Raw genomic sequence first — 13,852 nt, forward strand, 5'->3', positions numbered from 1 at the left:
GGTGGACGGCTATACCCGACCCTATGATTATCCTGCGGCATTGATGCCGTCCACCCTACGCGTCCGCAAATTAAAACGGGGACCCGTGGTCCCCGTTCACGCATCAATGCAGCGGCTGGCTACGGAAATGATCGCCCGGCTCGCCGTCGTCGCCGCCTTCGTCTTCACCGTGGTGGTGACCGTGGGCGCCGTGCACGTGGCCGTGGGCGATTTCTTCCGGGGTGGCGGCACGCACGTCGACCACGTTCAGCTCGAAGCGCAGGGCCATGCCGGCCAGCGGGTGGTTACCGTCGAGGACGACCTTGTCGTCGGCGATTTCGGTGACGGTGAAGATCATCGGCTCTTCGTCCGCGGCGCCGTCGGCCATGCCTTCGAACTGCATGCCCACTTCGAGCGGCTCCGGCAGGCGATTGCGCTCTTCGACCTTGACCAGCTCGGCGTCATAGTCGCCGAACGCGTCTTCCGGCTCGACCTGCAGGGTGGTCGAATAGCCGGCTTCCTTGCCGTCGAGTTCTTCTTCGATCTTCGGCAGGGTGTTCTCGTAGCCGCCGTGCAGGTAGACCATCGGCTGCACGCCTTCTTCGATCAGGTTGTTCTGCGCATCCGACAGTTTGTAGTTCACCGTCACGACCGTATTCTGGGCAATCTTCATCGCATTTCCTTTCGTTGTAATGCGCCGATTATAACTCTTGTCACGCGGCTGTCCGCAGTGGTGCCCGCGCAGTGCTCCCCGCCGCAGTGCTCCCGTTATAATGGAGCATGAAAAAATTACAGCTCCTGGGGAATATTACTCCCGCCCAGTTCCTGCGCGACTACTGGCACAAAAAGCCGCTGCTCATCAAGGGCGCCATCCCTGGCTTCAAGCCCCTGCTCAAGCTCGACAAGCTGGCCGAAGCCGCAACGAAAAACCACGTCGAATCGCGCCTCGTGACCCACGCCGATGGCCAGTGGGACATGCAGCACGGCCCGCTCACCGAACTGCCGCCGCGCACCCAGCGCGAGTGGACCCTGCTGGTGCAGGGCGTGAACCTGCTCGACGAGCGCGCCGATGCCCTCCTGCGCGAATTCCGCTTCATCCCCGACGCGCGCCTGGACGACCTGATGGTCAGCTATGCCACCGACGGCGGCGGCGTCGGTCCCCATTTCGATTCCTACGACGTCTTCCTGCTGCAGGCGCAGGGCAAGCGGCGCTGGAAGATCAGCGCCCAGCAGGACCTGTCCCTGGTCGAGGGCCTGCCCCTGAAGATCCTGTCGAACTTCGTGCCGGAAGAAGAATTCGTACTGGAGCCGGGCGACATGCTCTACCTGCCGCCGCACTACGCGCACGACGGCGTGGCCGAAGGCGAGTGCATGACCTACTCGATCGGCTTCCGTTCGCCCTCCTTCCAGGAGCTCGGCGAAGCCTTCCTGCAGTTCATGGCTGACTCGATCGACCTGCCCGGCCGCTATGCCGACCCCGACCTGCAGCCGGCCAAGAACCCGGCCGAGATCCCGCGCGAGATGCTGGCCAACATCACCGAAGAGCTGAACAAGGTGCGCTTCGACGAGGAAGACGTGACCATCTTCTTCGGCGAGTACATGTCCGAGCCCAAGCACAACGTATTCTTCACGCCGCCAGCCAAGCCGCTGACCGTGGGCCGCTTCATGGAGACGGCCGCCAGGAAGGGCCTGAAGCTGTCGCCCAAGACGCTGATGCTGTACCGCGGCAAGCACGTCTTCATCAATGGCGAATCCTTTGCCGTCGGCCGCGCGGACAAGGTCGTGCTAGACGTGCTGGCCAACGAGCGGCGCCTGACGGGCGACGCCCTGGCCCAGGCCTCGGACGACGTACTCGAGGCGCTGTATACCTGGTACTCGGACGGTTGGATCGAACTGGGGTAAAGGGACGATGAGCGAACCGGCACTGGCCCGTTTCAACACGCGGCGCGAGCTCGAAAGCTACTTGCGCGCGCTGCTGGCGCGGGCGCAGGACCGGCTCGACCTGTTCGATCCCGACTTCACGGTGTTCCCGCTGGGCGCCGTCGACGTCGAGGCGGCGCTACGCGCCTTCCTGCGCGCCGGCGGCACCCTGCGCCTGGCCCTGCACGACACGGCCCACATCGAACGCCGTTGCCCGCGCTTCCTGTGGGTGCTGCGCGATTACAGCCACCTGGCGGAATGCCGCCAGACGCCGCGCTCGCTGCGCCACCTGACCGATTCCTTCGCCCTCGCCGACGGCCTGCACGCCGTGCGCCGCTTCCACAGCGCCCACATGCGCGGCGAGGCGGCCTTCGACGCCCCGGCGGCAGTCGAACTGCCCGCGCACCGCTTTGCTGCTCTATGGGAAGAGTCGAAAACAGTCCTGCAAGCAACCCTTACGGGTCTCTAGTTTTGTGCATATACTAACAAGCGGGGCGACTTTCCTGCCCCGGTTGCATCTTGTAACAAAATGAAGCTTATCAAGTCACAAAATACTTCCATTTTGGCATGTGTTTTCTATTGCGATTAGGTAAATTTGGCTATAATATCGGGTTAGGAAGGTTCCGTTGTCTATCAGGCACTGTTACCAGTATGAAAGTACACGAGAATTCCAACGAGCGATAATTACCGGTAATTATTAATCGCAACAATAGTACTTACTTAATTAAGGAAAAAACCATGAAAAAATCCCTGCTGATCGTCTCCCTGATGGCTGTTGCTCTGGCTGCTTGCTCGAAGAAAGAAGAGACCACCACCACCACCACCACCCCAGCTGCTGTTGAAGCACCTGCAACCACCACCACCACCGACACCACCGTCGCTCCAGCAACCACCACCACCACCGACGCTGCTGCTACCCCAGCCGCTGACGCTGCTGCTGCTGCTGCTACCGCTTCGGCTGCTGCCGCTGATGCTGCTTCGGCCGCTTCGACCGCTGCTGACGTCGCTGCTGACGCTGCCAAGAAGTAATCAGGTTTTGCCTGATACGAAGAACCGGCCTGCGGGCCGGTTTTTTTTCGTCCGTAGGGTGGGCATGAATGCCCACCCTACGAAAACGACCGACGTAAAAAAGCCGGCCACGCGGGCCGGCTTTTTCGTTGCCGCTGATGATTACTTCAGCTCGTCGTTCAGCAGCGACAGGATCTTGGTCGCCGTCGGCGAGCTGTCCGGCTTGCCGGCGTTATCCTGGACCGTGACGGTGCTGGTGTTGCCGTTCTCGGCGGCCTTGACCAGCACGCGGTAGCGCTGGGCTTCCTTGGCCTTGTCGGAGTCGCCGAAGCTGAACAGGCGCTTGATGAAGCCTTCCTGGTTCGAGCCGTCCGGATCGACGTAGCGCACGAAATAGACACCCTGCACGCGGTCGCGGTCTTCGACGGTGAAGCCGACGCGGTCGAGCGCCAGGCCGACGCGGCGCCAGGCGCGGTCGAAGCCTTCGTTGACTTCCACGCGGTCGCCGGTCAGCTTGGCCTGCTGCGGGGCCGGCGCGGCGGCTGCGACGGTCGCCTCGGCGGCTTTCACCTCGGCCGGCTCGGTGACGCCGGTCAGGCGCGCCACCAGGCGGCCCAGGAACTGGGCTTCGAGCACCGGGTCGTTCGGGCGCACGGTCCAGACCGTGGTTTCCTTCTGCGCGCCGGTCAGCACCTCTTCGGCGCCGCGGTGGCTGATGTAGATCTCGGTCGAGCCGTCCGGCAGGCGCTCGAGGCGGGTGCGGTACTTGTCGCGCTCGCCGGTCGAGTAGGCACGGTCGAAGACGCGGCCCAGGCTCTTGCGCAGGAAGTCCTGCGGGATCTTCGAACGGTTTTCCGCCCATTCGGTTTCCATGACGCCGGTCGTCTGCGATTCGCTGGCCAGCGTGAAGCCGGCGTCCTGCCAGAACTGGCGCACCTGCGGCCAGAGCTGCTCGGGCGCCTGCTTGACGACGATCCAGCGCTGGTCGCCGGCGCGCTCGACGCGTACGGCGTCGGTCGAGACCGGGCCGATCGGGCCGGAGGCGTTTGCTCCGCCGGCATCGGCCGCCACCGCCGATCCGGCTGCGGCTGCGGCGCCCGGCGCCTGCATGCCGGAAGCGGTGGCCACGCCACGGCCTTCCGGCGCTGCGTAACGGTTGTCTTTCTGGAGCTGGGTCAGGTCCGGCGGCACTTCGAGCGGGGCGGCTTTCTTGGCGCCCTTGTAGTCGACCTTGTCGGATTCGAACACCGTGGTGCAGCCGGCGATGGAGAGCGCCAGTGCGCTCAGGGCGAGGACGCGTACGGCAGGCGAAGTCGTTTTGTTGCTTTTAGTCATATCGTTGCGATTTCAGATCTGGAAAACCAACACCCTTGCGGGACTCAGGATTGCGGAACGAGGCCGGCGTCGCGCAGTGCGGCGCGGACGGTGTCGTGGAAGGCGTTCGACAGCGGCGCCAGCGGCAGGCGCAGGCCGGCCGGCATCTTGCCCATTTCCGCCAGGGCCCACTTGACCGGCACCGGGTTCGGCTCGACGAACAGCTTGGCGTGCAGCTGCAGCACGCTGTTGTTGATCTCGATGGCGCGCGCGATGTCGCCTGCCATAGCGGCCACGCACAGCTCGTGCATGGCGCGCGGGGCGACGTTGGCGGTGACCGAAATATTGCCGGCGCCGCCGCAGAACATCAGCGCCATCGCGGTCGGGTCGTCGCCCGAGTAGACGGCGAAGGACTTGTCGACCATCTTCAGCAGTTCGATGCCGCGCCCGATGTTGCCGGTCGCATCCTTCACGCCGACGATGTTGTCGATCGGCGCCAGGCGCGCGATGGTCTCGTTGCTCATGTCGGCAACCGTGCGGCCCGGCACGTTGTACAGGATGATCGGCAGGTCGACCGCTTCGGCGATCGCCTTGAAGTGGCGGTACATGCCTTCCTGGGTCGGACGGTTATAGTACGGCACCACCTGCAGCGAGGCGTCGGCGCCGACTTCCTTCGCATGGCGGGTCAGCGCGATGGCCTCCGCGGTCGAGTTGCCGCCGCTGCCGGCGATCACCGGGATGCGGCCGGCGGCATGGTCCACCGCCAGCTTGATCAGTTCGCCATGCTCTTCCGGGCTCACCGTCGCCGATTCGCCGGTGGTGCCGACGATGACGATGCCGTCCGTGCCTTCGGCAACATGCCAGTCGATCAGTTTGCGCAGGCTATCCCGGTCGAGACTGCCGTCCTCAAACATCGGTGTGACGATTGCTACAATGCTGCCCTTAATCATAATCAGTGGAACGTGCCGAAAAAGAAAAATCTGATTGTAGCGGATCGCCCGCCGGTATGGTTCATTCCCGGCCAGATAAATGGTCGAGCTTCGCCTCGGTTTGCGCGAAGGCCGGGCCACAGGCGCACAGACGCTGCACCCGCGCCGGCTTCGGTTGGAGCACGACGCCGTCCTCGTAGGCCAGCACCGTCAGGCCGGCGGCCGCCGCCATGTCCAGCAGTTCGCCGGGACGCAGCAGGAAGGCCGGATTCGAAGGCTTGCCGAAGGCTTCATTGCCAAGCGCAAAAGTTTCGTAGATCAGGACGCCGTTTGGCGCCAGGCTGGCGCACAGGCTTGCCAGCAGCGGGCGGTGCAGGTAGTTGGTGACGACGATGCCCGTAAAGCGCCCGGCCTCGAAAGGCCATGGCGCCCCTTCCCGCTCGAGGTCGATTTCCAGTGTCGCGATGCCGGGACCGCTGCTCGCTGCCAGCGCGACCGGGTCGCGGTCGACTGCCGTGACCGCATGGCCGAGCCCGGCGAACAGGCGCGCATGGCGCCCGCTGCCGCAGGCCAGGTCGAGCACCTCGCCGGTCGGGACGAGCGGCGCGAAGCGGCGTACCCAGTGCGAAGGTGCGAGCGTCGGCGCGTGCATCAGCTCAGCAGGAAGGTAAAGGGCGTCGCCACGAGCTGCACCAGCTGGGCGCCCAGCCACATCACCGGCTGCACCCAGAAGGCCAGCACGTTGAAGTACAGCAGCGCGAGCAGGATGAAGAAGCCGTAGGGCTCGATCTTCGCGAACTTGAAGGCGAGGCGGTGCGGCAGCATGCTCGTCACCACGCGCCCGCCGTCGAGCGGCGGCAGCGGGAACAGGTTGAAGGCGAAGATCAGCAGGTTCGTCACCAGTCCGGCCCTGGCCACCGCGTGCGGGAATTCCTCGCTGACGTCGAGCGCGTTCAACAGCACGGCGAATACCAGCCACATCACGGCCATCACGAAGTTGGCGAGCGGGCCGGCCAGCGCCACCCAGGCCATGTCGCGCTTCGGGTTGCGCAGGTTGCCGAACTGGACCGGCACCGGCTTGGCATAGCCGAACACGAAGCCGCTCGTGACGTACAGCGCGATCGGGATGATGATGGTGCCGAACAGGTCGACGTGCACCAGCGGATTGAGCGTCATGCGCCCCTGCGCATAGGCCGTGTTGTCGCCGAAATGGCGGGCGGCGTAGGCGTGGGCGGCTTCGTGCAGGGTAATCGCAAAAAGGACGGGCAGCGCATAGACTGCGATGTTGCGAATGATTTCATCCATAGGGGAAGGATTCTAGCAGAGCCGGGCGCAAGCGCCCGGCGGGTGGGGCAGGCTCGGCCTCAGAGGCCGAATAAAGAGGGGTCGCCGCGTCCTTCGCGCACCAGTACGGGCTCGGGACCGCTGAGGTCGATGACCGTGGTCGGTTCCAGCGTCCCTGCCCCGCCGTCGACCACCAGTTCGATCTGCTTCTCCAGGCGCTCGCGCACCTCGTCCGGGTCCGACAGCATGTGTTCGTCGCCCGGCAATTGCAGCGTGGTGCCGATCAGCGGTTCGCCCAGTTCCTCGAGCAGCGCCAGCGTGATGGCGTTTTCCGGCACGCGCAGCCCAATCGTCTTGCGCGAAGGGTGCGACAGGCGGCGCGGCACCTCCCTCGTCGCTTCCAGGATCACGGTGTAAGGCCCCGGCGTGGTCGCCTTCAGCAGGCGGTACTGGCTGTTGTCGACGCGCGCGTACTGGGCGATCTCGGAGAGGTCGCGGCAGAGCAGCGTCAGGTGGTGCTTGTCGTCGATGCCGCGCACGCGGCGCAGCTTTTCGACGGCGCTTTTATCGTCCAGCTGGCAGACGAGTGCATAGGCCGAGTCGGTCGGCAGCGCGACCACCCCGCCGGCGCGGAGGATCTGCGCTGCCTGCTTGATGAGGCGCGGCTGGGGGTTTTGCGGATGGATCTGGAAGAACTGGCTCATCGGGCACCTTCCTGGCGGAGGGTTTGCAAGGCCGCGATGCGTTCTTCCATCGGCGGGTGGGTCGAGAACAGCGCACCCCAGCCGCCGCCACCGCCGGAGATGCCCGAGGCGCTCATCGACGAGGGCAAGGCGCCCGGCTGCAGGCCGCCCAGGCGGGCCAGCGCGTTCTGCATCGGCACGGTCGAGCCGAGCAGTTGCGCGGAGCCGGCGTCGGCGCGGAATTCGCGCTTGCGCGAGAACCAGGCGACGATGATCGAGGCCACCAGGCCGAACAGGATTTCGCAGACGAAGACGGTGACCATGTAGCCGATGCCGGGCCCGCGGTCGTCGTTACCGCGCAGCAGGACCTTGTCGACGAAGAAGCCGACCACGCGCGCCAGGAACACGACGAAGGTGTTGACCACGCCCTGGATCAGGGTCAGCGTGACCATGTCGCCGTTGGCGATGTGCGCCACTTCGTGGCCCAGCACGGCTTCGACCTCGTCCTGGTTCATGCCCTGCAGCAGGCCGGTCGAGACCGCGACCAGCGCCGAGTTTTTGAATGCGCCGGTGGCGAAGGCGTTCGGCTCGCCATCGTAGACGGCCACTTCCGGCATGCCGATGCCGGCACGGTCGGCCAGGCGGCGCACCGTGTTCACCAGCCAGAGCTCGGTCGAATTCTGCGGATGCTCGATGACGCGCGCGCCGGTCGACCACTTGGCCATCGGTTTGCTCATCAGGAGCGAGATGATCGAGCCGGTGAAGCCGACCACAAGCGAAAACACAGCCAGGGCGCCGACATTGATCCCTTCGGCGCTCACCGCACGTCCGACCCCAAGCAGGTTCAGGACCAGCGTCAGCACCAGCACAACCGCGAGGTTGGTGGCCAGGAACAAGACAATGCGCTTCATGGGGTGCCTCCAGGGCGGAAATGATGTTAACAGGCTGCCAAGATAAGGGTGCCAGTCGGAAAATTCAAGGGTGGAGGGCTTATGGCTGGCTTAAAGCGACGGCGTATATCGCGTAGGGTGGGCGCTCCGTGCCCACGCGAATGCATGCGTCACGTTGGCGCTTTTGAAACCGCGCCCTCCACCCAGCCGATATCGAACAAAAGAATGTCCCGTCAGCGCGCCTTCCGCGTGGGCACGGGGCGCCCACCCTACGAAAGACACAACCCTAAAACCAATCGTGCCAGATGGGCTTGACGCTGGCCGGCAGCGGCGGCAGCTTGTCGAACTCCACCCTCGCCTCGCCCGGCGCATGGAAATCGGTGCCGCGCGAGGCGAGGAAGCCGTAGCGGCGCGCGACTTCGGCGTAGGTGGCGTACTGGTCGGGCGTGTGGCTGCCGGTGACCACCTCGATCGCGTTGCCGCCCAGCTGGCGGAATTCGTCGAACAGCGCGTCCTCGGCCGTCTGCGTGAACTTGTAGCGGCCCGGGTGCGCAATGACGGGGATGCCGCCGGCGCTGCGGATCCAGCCCATCGCCTCCGGCAGCGTGGCCCAGCGGTGCGGCACGTAGCCTGGCTTGCCTTCGGTGAGGAACTTGCGGAAGACTTCGGTCGTCGTATCGCATTTGCCGCACTCGACCAGGTAGCGCGCGAAGTGGGTGCGCGACAGCAGGTCGGGGTTGCCGACGTATTTCAGGGCGCCTTCATAAGCGTCCGGGATGCCAGCCTCTTCCAGCTGGGCGGCGATCTCGCGTCCGCGCGCATCGCGCCCGCTGCGGGTGGCGGCGAGCCCGGCCAGCAGGTCCGGGTTGTCCTCGTCGACCTGAAGGCCGACCAGGTGCACGGTCTGGTTGGCCCAGGTGACGGAAATCTCGACCCCGGCCACGAAGCGCATGCCCTGCTCCTTCGCCGCGGCGCGCGCGCGCTTGATGCCGCCTACCTCGTCGTGGTCGGTCAGCGCCCAGGCATCGACCCCGCCCTTTCGCGCATAGGCGGCCACGGCGGCGGGCGTGAGCACGCCGTCGGAGACGTTCGAGTGACAGTGGAGATCGACTTTCAGCATGGTGCGGGACTCATTTGCAACTAAGCAGTTCCTGGACGAGCGAACATTGTACGCCGCATTCCTGCCGCCAGCGCGGCCGATACCGCTTGCAGCGCCGGCAATGCTAGAGTTCAATTTTCGTCCAGGAAAGGAAACATGAAGACTTACCACGGCAGCTGCCATTGCGGCGCAGTACGCTACGAGGCCGACATCGACCTCGCCCAGGGTACGATCAAATGCAATTGTTCGATCTGCACGAAGATGCGTTTCTGGGCAGCCGTGGTGCCGCCCGCGCGCTTTCGTCTCGTTGCAGGCGCGGATGCGGTCAGCGAATACCGCTTTCATCTGAAGCGCGACGGGCATTGCTTCTGCCGGCATTGCGGGATCAATGTGTGGTCCACGGGCGATGCGCCGAAGACGGGGCCGTTCCATGCGGTGACGGTGGCCAGTTTGGACGATCTGCCTGTGGCGGAGCTGATTGCCGCGCCGGTTCGCTATATTGATGGGCGTAACGACAATTGGGTGACGCCGCCGGATGAGGTGCGGCATCTGTAGGCCATATGCAAATAAGCTTCGCATCCCATGCGTTCCATGCAAATTTCGTTTGCATGATGCACAAGCTGGTTGAACGCGTGGACGGGAAACCCGTCCACCCTACGTAGGGTGGTCGGCTCCACCCGTAAGGCTGCACCTACGTTGCTTGAACGCCGTCCACGCGTTCAACGCACGCCGGCACACCCCGCCACTACTTAACGCCCCAAAAACTCCTCGATCAAGCGCGCCAGCACCTCCGGCTGGTCATGGTGCACCATATGCCCCGCCTCCGGCACGATGTGCTTTTCCACCCGCGCAAAGTGAGAAAGCCTGCGATCGACCTCGGCGCGCATCTCTTCCTGCGGCCCCATCCACTTCCACATCTCCGTCTCGGCCGCTTCGACCCACAGCACCGGCGCCGTGATGCGGCGCCAGGAAGCGATCATCTCGTCGAGGTGGTACAGCAGTGGCCCCGGCATCTTGTGCGCCGGGTCGCCCAGGATTTCGTACTCGCCGGCCTCGTTGCGCGCCGACCAGTGTTCGGCCAGGAAGGCGGCGCGCCCGTCAGGCAGGCGCGGGTTGGTCTTCTGCAGGCGTCCCGCCACCTCTTCCAGGCTGGCGTAGCCGCGCATGACGGGCGGCGTACGCAGCTCGTCCAGCCATTTCGCGATGCGTTTCGGCGCCTGCTCGGGCCTGGCGCCCATCAGCCCGATGCCCTCGAGGTTGATCAATTTACTCACGCGCTCAGGCCGCACACCCGCATACAGGCTGACAATGTTGCCGCCCATGCTGTGGCCGAGCAGGTTGACGGGCACGCCGGGCGAGTAATGGTCGAGCAGGAAATCCAGGTCGGCCAGGTAGTCGTGGAACCAGTAGGTGTCCGAATGACTACGCTCGGACAGGCCGAAGCCGCGCCAGTCGGGTGCGATCACGTGCCAGTCGCCCTGCAGGCAATCATTGATGAACTGGAAGGACGCCGACATGTCCATCCAACCATGGGTCATGAACAGCTTCGGCGCGCCCTCGCGGCCCCAGTGGCGCACGTGGGTGCGCAGGCCACGCACGGTCAGGAATTCGGATCGGGACGGTTTCATAGGGGCTCAGAAAGTAAAAAAGTACGACCGTTCGTAACGGATGATCGAATTATATGCCGATGGTTGAATTCCTGCCGGCCATCCCCATTTGGGTCCCTTGGCGGCGACAGCGAACGCGAGGGCGTAAAATAGCGGTATTCCAACCCTTCCGCGAGCACATCCATGGCGATTTACCAGCTGGGCGAGCATGCGCCCGAGATCGATGCGTCGGCCTTCGTTGCCGATTCGGCCAACCTGATCGGCAAAGTGACCGTCGAGGCGAATGCCTCGGTCTGGTTCGGCGTCACGATTCGTGGCGACAACGAGCGCATCACGATCGGGGAAAACAGCAACGTCCAGGAAGGCACGGTGATGCACACCGACATGGGCTACCCGCTCACGCTCGGCAAAGGCGTCACCGTCGGCCACCAGGCCATGCTGCACGGCTGCACGGTGGGCGACGGTTCGCTCATCGGCATCCAGGCCGTGATCCTGAACGGCGCCAAAATCGGCAAGGGTTGCCTGGTCGGGGCCGGTGCCCTCGTTACTGAAGGCAAAGAGTTCCCCGACAACTCGCTGATACTCGGTACGCCCGCGAAAGTGGTGCGCACCCTCACGGAAGAAGACCTGCTGCGCCTGCAAGGCAATGCCGCCAGTTATGTGGAACGCGGCCAGACATTCAAGGCGCAGCTCAAGAAAATCGGATAGACAATGACAGTAGACACCAAGGACACCCTGCAGAAATTCATCTTCGACAACGCCGCCGTGCGCGGCGAGCTGGTCGAGATTTCCGACACCTGGCGCGAGATCCAGGCCCGCCACGGCTACCCGAAAGCCGTGCGGTCCATCCTCGGCGAGATGGTGGCCGCGGCAGCGCTCATGTCGGCCAACCTGAAATTCAACGGCTCGATCGTGATGCAGATCCACGGTCATGGACCGGTGCGCCTGATGGTGGTCGAGTGCGACGCCGACCTGCGCATCCGCGCGACGGCCAAGCTGGCGCCTGACGCGGAAGTGGCGGACGACGCCACCATGCGCGACCTGCTCGACGTCAACCGCCTCGGCCGCTTCGTGATCACGCTCGACCCGTTGGAAAAGATGCCGGGCCAGCAGCCTTACCAGGGCATCGTGCCGCTCGACGGCGAGGACATGGCGACCGTCATCGAAAACTACATGCTGCGCTCCGAGCAAATGGACACCAAGCTGTGGCTGGCGGCCGACGACCAGGTCTCGCGCGGCATGCTGCTGCAAAAGCTGCCGCGCCACAGCGGCAAGGACGACCAGGTCCAGCAGGCAAGCGCCGAGGAAGACCTGGAAACCTGGAACCGCGCGGTCGTGCTCGGCGGCACGCTCAAGCGCGAGGAACTCCTCACCACCGGCATCGAGACCCTGCTCAACCGCCTGTTCTGGGAAGAGACGATTCGCGTGTTCGACCCGCAGCACCCGCAGTTCCACTGCAGCTGCACGCGCGAAAAAGTCGGCAACATGCTGAAAATGCTGGGCCAGGATGAAGTCGAATCGGCCCTGGCCGACCTCGGCGAACTGGGCATCAACTGCGACTTCTGCGGCAAGCATTACGCCTTCGACAAGGTCGATTGCGCGCAGCTGTTCGCGACGCCGACGACCGCCGATGCGATGGTGCCGGCAGGCGAAGTCAAGCATTGATCGGCTGACTGCGGCAGGCATGGGACGGCGCGTGAATACGCGCCGTTTTTGTTTGTCCCGGATTTGAAACGGGTCGCTGCGCTACAGGTTTTTTCGGCCGGTGCTAAGCTGTTGCATCGTTAGCAGTGTTGCTATTTCCACAAAACACTGCGACTCACAGATGATCAATTTCTACGGGAGAAACGCAATGCACATGGATACCGGAATCAGCACCGAAGACCGCGCCAAGATCGTCGAATCGCTCTCGACCGTACTGGCCGACGCCTACATGCTTTACCTGAAGACGCACAATTTCCACTGGAACGTCACCGGGCCGATGTTCTCGACCCTGCACGTGATGTTCGAGGAACAGTACACCGAGCAGTGGAACGCGCTGGACGACATCGCCGAGCGCATCCGCTCGCTGGGCCACTTCGCGCCGGCCACCTCGCGCCGCTACGCCGAGCTGTCGAACATCAGCGAAGAGCCGGAAGTGCTGTCGGCCAAGGAAATGATCCGCCAGCTGGTCGACGGCAACGAAACCATCGTGCGCACCCTGCGCGCAGGCGTCAAGGTCGCCGACGAGCTCGACGATTTCCCGACCGCCGACATGCTCACGACCCGCATGGAAGTGCACGAGAAGAATGCCTGGATGCTGCGCTCCTTCCTCGAACAGGGCGCCGGATCGATGCAGGGCGACGCTTCGTCGGAGTAAACGGAGCCGACCGTTGACGATGCGCGACACGCCCCGCTCCGCCTTCCCGCATTGCATGGCGCTGCCTACGCGCTGGATGGACAACGACAGCTATGAGCATGTCAACAACGTCAACTACTACAGCTTCTTCGACACCGCGGTCAATCGCTTCCTGATCGACCGCGGCGTGCTCGACATCCACCGGGACGAGATCGTCGGCTTCGTTGTCGAGACGAGCTGTTCCTACTTTAGTTCCATTTCCTTCCCCGACATGGTTCATGTCGGCGTGCGCGTTGCCAAGCTCGGCAATTCCAGCGTGCGCTATGAGCTGGCCCTGTACCGTAACGACGAGCCACTGCCCTCGGCTGCCGGGCACTTCGTGCACGTCTACGTGGATCGGCGCAGCAATACCTCGGTGCCGATTCCTCCGCAGGTGCGAGACGTCCTGCAAGAACTCGCGTCGGCAGCCTGAGCCACCGATTTTCCGCGCGAAGGCAGACTCCGTGAAGCCGAGGGCACAGCACCTGTGCTGCGTCTAAAGTATTGTCGTTCGACCTCACATTTTTCCTGCTCACATCTTGACGCGACATTCTTGAATTAGTGAAACAATGCCCGGAGATCAGCACACGTAACCCGAAGTAAGAGAATATTACTACTGGAACTATGTAAATCGTTTTAACCGTTTGTCGACGGAATTTACAAGTCATGCACGCAAGGTAGACACTGGCGCATCGGACGCCCTGTATTTACATGTGGGCACGCAATTTGCTGAAGAGCTGATGCCTAGTCTGGCATTCAACT

General features: G+C 63.8%; 17 protein-coding genes. 8 read left to right on the plus strand and 9 right to left on the minus strand.

Features of this window, described 5'->3' with window-relative positions; all coding sequences use genetic code 11:
- Positions 1 to 103 precede the first annotated feature (103 nt).
- A complete protein-coding gene (locus ACWCIA_RS02350; RefSeq protein WP_454160614.1) occupies positions 104 to 652 on the minus strand; it encodes an FKBP-type peptidyl-prolyl cis-trans isomerase in 549 nt (182 codons plus the stop codon).
- A 107-nt stretch (positions 653 to 759) separates the two neighbouring features.
- Here ACWCIA_RS02350 and ACWCIA_RS02355 point away from each other — a divergent pair, with 107 nt between their 5' ends.
- The 3 genes from ACWCIA_RS02355 (at position 760) to ACWCIA_RS02365 (ending at position 2,928) form a co-directional block, all read left to right on the plus strand.
- Positions 760 to 1,881: a JmjC domain-containing protein gene (locus tag ACWCIA_RS02355; protein ID WP_454160616.1), complete on the plus strand. Its 1,122-nt coding sequence runs from the start codon at positions 760 to 762 to the stop codon at positions 1,879 to 1,881.
- Positions 1,882 to 1,888: 7 nt separating this feature from the next.
- Positions 1,889 to 2,368: a DUF7931 domain-containing protein gene (locus ACWCIA_RS02360; RefSeq protein ID WP_454160618.1), complete on the plus strand. Its 480-nt coding sequence runs from the start codon at positions 1,889 to 1,891 to the stop codon at positions 2,366 to 2,368.
- Between the two features lie 269 nt (positions 2,369 to 2,637).
- On the plus strand, positions 2,638 to 2,928 hold the full coding sequence (locus tag ACWCIA_RS02365; protein ID WP_454160620.1) for a hypothetical protein: 291 nt from the start codon (positions 2,638 to 2,640) through the stop codon (positions 2,926 to 2,928).
- Positions 2,929 to 3,069: 141 nt separating this feature from the next.
- Here the strand turns inward: ACWCIA_RS02365 and bamC are convergent, their stop codons facing one another.
- The 7 genes from bamC to ACWCIA_RS02400 all read right to left on the minus strand — a co-directional run bounded on the left by bamC (position 3,070) and on the right by ACWCIA_RS02400 (position 9,127).
- The gene (bamC, locus tag ACWCIA_RS02370) at positions 3,070 to 4,242 is read right to left on the minus strand and encodes an outer membrane protein assembly factor BamC (RefSeq protein ID WP_454160622.1); all 1,173 of its coding nucleotides are present in this window, start codon (positions 4,240 to 4,242) and stop codon (positions 3,070 to 3,072) included.
- A 44-nt stretch (positions 4,243 to 4,286) separates the two neighbouring features.
- Positions 4,287 to 5,171 (minus strand): 4-hydroxy-tetrahydrodipicolinate synthase, encoded by an 885-nt coding sequence (gene dapA / locus ACWCIA_RS02375; RefSeq protein WP_454160624.1) that lies wholly within the window; start codon positions 5,169 to 5,171, stop codon positions 4,287 to 4,289.
- Positions 5,172 to 5,232: 61 nt separating this feature from the next.
- A complete protein-coding gene (locus ACWCIA_RS02380; protein WP_454160626.1) occupies positions 5,233 to 5,802 on the minus strand; it encodes a class I SAM-dependent methyltransferase in 570 nt (189 codons plus the stop codon).
- Positions 5,802 to 6,455, minus strand: a complete 654-nt coding sequence (locus ACWCIA_RS02385) for a site-2 protease family protein (protein ID WP_454160628.1) — start codon at positions 6,453 to 6,455, stop codon at positions 5,802 to 5,804. The genes ACWCIA_RS02380 and ACWCIA_RS02385 overlap by 1 nt, the downstream gene beginning before the upstream one ends.
- A gap of 59 nt (positions 6,456 to 6,514) precedes the next feature.
- Positions 6,515 to 7,138, minus strand: coding sequence for an L-threonylcarbamoyladenylate synthase (locus tag ACWCIA_RS02390; RefSeq protein WP_454160630.1), 624 nt, complete (start codon positions 7,136 to 7,138; stop codon positions 6,515 to 6,517).
- Positions 7,135 to 8,028 (minus strand): protease HtpX, encoded by an 894-nt coding sequence (gene htpX, locus ACWCIA_RS02395; RefSeq protein ID WP_454160631.1) that lies wholly within the window; start codon positions 8,026 to 8,028, stop codon positions 7,135 to 7,137. Before htpX ends, ACWCIA_RS02390 begins: the two co-directional genes overlap by 4 nt.
- A 265-nt stretch (positions 8,029 to 8,293) precedes the next feature.
- Entirely contained in the window at positions 8,294 to 9,127 is an 834-nt protein-coding gene (locus tag ACWCIA_RS02400) for a 3',5'-nucleoside bisphosphate phosphatase (RefSeq protein ID WP_454160633.1), read from the minus strand.
- A gap of 135 nt (positions 9,128 to 9,262) precedes the next feature.
- Here ACWCIA_RS02400 and ACWCIA_RS02405 point away from each other — a divergent pair, with 135 nt between their 5' ends.
- A complete protein-coding gene (locus ACWCIA_RS02405; protein WP_454160635.1) occupies positions 9,263 to 9,661 on the plus strand; it encodes a GFA family protein in 399 nt (132 codons plus the stop codon).
- A 194-nt stretch (positions 9,662 to 9,855) separates the two neighbouring features.
- Here ACWCIA_RS02405 and ACWCIA_RS02410 read toward each other — a convergent pair whose 3' ends face one another.
- Positions 9,856 to 10,734: an alpha/beta fold hydrolase gene (locus ACWCIA_RS02410; RefSeq protein ID WP_454160637.1), complete on the minus strand. Its 879-nt coding sequence runs from the start codon at positions 10,732 to 10,734 to the stop codon at positions 9,856 to 9,858.
- 162 nt (positions 10,735 to 10,896) lie between these two features.
- Between ACWCIA_RS02410 and ACWCIA_RS02415 the strand changes: the two genes are divergently transcribed.
- The 4 genes from ACWCIA_RS02415 to ACWCIA_RS02430 all read left to right on the plus strand — a co-directional run bounded on the left by ACWCIA_RS02415 (position 10,897) and on the right by ACWCIA_RS02430 (position 13,523).
- Complete coding sequence (locus ACWCIA_RS02415; RefSeq protein ID WP_454160639.1) at positions 10,897 to 11,421, plus strand: gamma carbonic anhydrase family protein; 525 nt, start codon at positions 10,897 to 10,899, stop codon at positions 11,419 to 11,421.
- A gap of 3 nt (positions 11,422 to 11,424) precedes the next feature.
- Positions 11,425 to 12,378 (plus strand): Hsp33 family molecular chaperone HslO, encoded by a 954-nt coding sequence (gene hslO, locus ACWCIA_RS02420; RefSeq protein WP_454160640.1) that lies wholly within the window; start codon positions 11,425 to 11,427, stop codon positions 12,376 to 12,378.
- 187 nt (positions 12,379 to 12,565) lie between these two features.
- Positions 12,566 to 13,072 carry a Dps family protein gene (locus ACWCIA_RS02425; RefSeq protein ID WP_454160642.1) on the plus strand — a complete coding sequence of 169 codons (507 nt, stop codon included), beginning with the start codon at positions 12,566 to 12,568 and terminating at the stop codon, positions 13,070 to 13,072.
- 19 nt (positions 13,073 to 13,091) lie between these two features.
- Complete coding sequence (locus ACWCIA_RS02430) at positions 13,092 to 13,523, plus strand: acyl-CoA thioesterase (RefSeq protein WP_454161244.1); 432 nt, start codon at positions 13,092 to 13,094, stop codon at positions 13,521 to 13,523.
- Positions 13,524 to 13,852 lie beyond the last annotated feature (329 nt).

The organism is Massilia sp. SYSU DXS3249 (genome assembly GCF_053668055.1).

Bases quoted from the DNA above. Each gene is read 5' to 3' on its own strand.
- ACWCIA_RS02350 (WP_454160614.1), bottom strand. From the start codon at position 652: ATGAAGATTGCCCAGAATACGGTCGTGACGGTGAACTACAAACTGTCG.
- ACWCIA_RS02355 (WP_454160616.1), top strand. From the start codon at position 760: ATGAAAAAATTACAGCTCCTGGGGAATATTACTCCCGCCCAGTTCCTG.
- ACWCIA_RS02360 (WP_454160618.1), top strand. From the start codon at position 1,889: ATGAGCGAACCGGCACTGGCCCGTTTCAACACGCGGCGCGAGCTCGAA.
- ACWCIA_RS02365 (WP_454160620.1), top strand. From the start codon at position 2,638: ATGAAAAAATCCCTGCTGATCGTCTCCCTGATGGCTGTTGCTCTGGCT.
- bamC (WP_454160622.1), bottom strand. From the start codon at position 4,242: ATGACTAAAAGCAACAAAACGACTTCGCCTGCCGTACGCGTCCTCGCC.
- dapA (WP_454160624.1), bottom strand. From the start codon at position 5,171: ATGATTAAGGGCAGCATTGTAGCAATCGTCACACCGATGTTTGAGGAC.
- ACWCIA_RS02380 (WP_454160626.1), bottom strand. From the start codon at position 5,802: ATGCACGCGCCGACGCTCGCACCTTCGCACTGGGTACGCCGCTTCGCG.
- ACWCIA_RS02385 (WP_454160628.1), bottom strand. From the start codon at position 6,455: ATGGATGAAATCATTCGCAACATCGCAGTCTATGCGCTGCCCGTCCTT.
- ACWCIA_RS02390 (WP_454160630.1), bottom strand. From the start codon at position 7,138: ATGAGCCAGTTCTTCCAGATCCATCCGCAAAACCCCCAGCCGCGCCTC.
- htpX (WP_454160631.1), bottom strand. From the start codon at position 8,028: ATGAAGCGCATTGTCTTGTTCCTGGCCACCAACCTCGCGGTTGTGCTG.
- ACWCIA_RS02400 (WP_454160633.1), bottom strand. From the start codon at position 9,127: ATGCTGAAAGTCGATCTCCACTGTCACTCGAACGTCTCCGACGGCGTG.
- ACWCIA_RS02405 (WP_454160635.1), top strand. From the start codon at position 9,263: ATGAAGACTTACCACGGCAGCTGCCATTGCGGCGCAGTACGCTACGAG.
- ACWCIA_RS02410 (WP_454160637.1), bottom strand. From the start codon at position 10,734: ATGAAACCGTCCCGATCCGAATTCCTGACCGTGCGTGGCCTGCGCACC.
- ACWCIA_RS02415 (WP_454160639.1), top strand. From the start codon at position 10,897: ATGGCGATTTACCAGCTGGGCGAGCATGCGCCCGAGATCGATGCGTCG.
- hslO (WP_454160640.1), top strand. From the start codon at position 11,425: ATGACAGTAGACACCAAGGACACCCTGCAGAAATTCATCTTCGACAAC.
- ACWCIA_RS02425 (WP_454160642.1), top strand. From the start codon at position 12,566: ATGCACATGGATACCGGAATCAGCACCGAAGACCGCGCCAAGATCGTC.
- ACWCIA_RS02430 (WP_454161244.1), top strand. From the start codon at position 13,092: ATGCGCGACACGCCCCGCTCCGCCTTCCCGCATTGCATGGCGCTGCCT.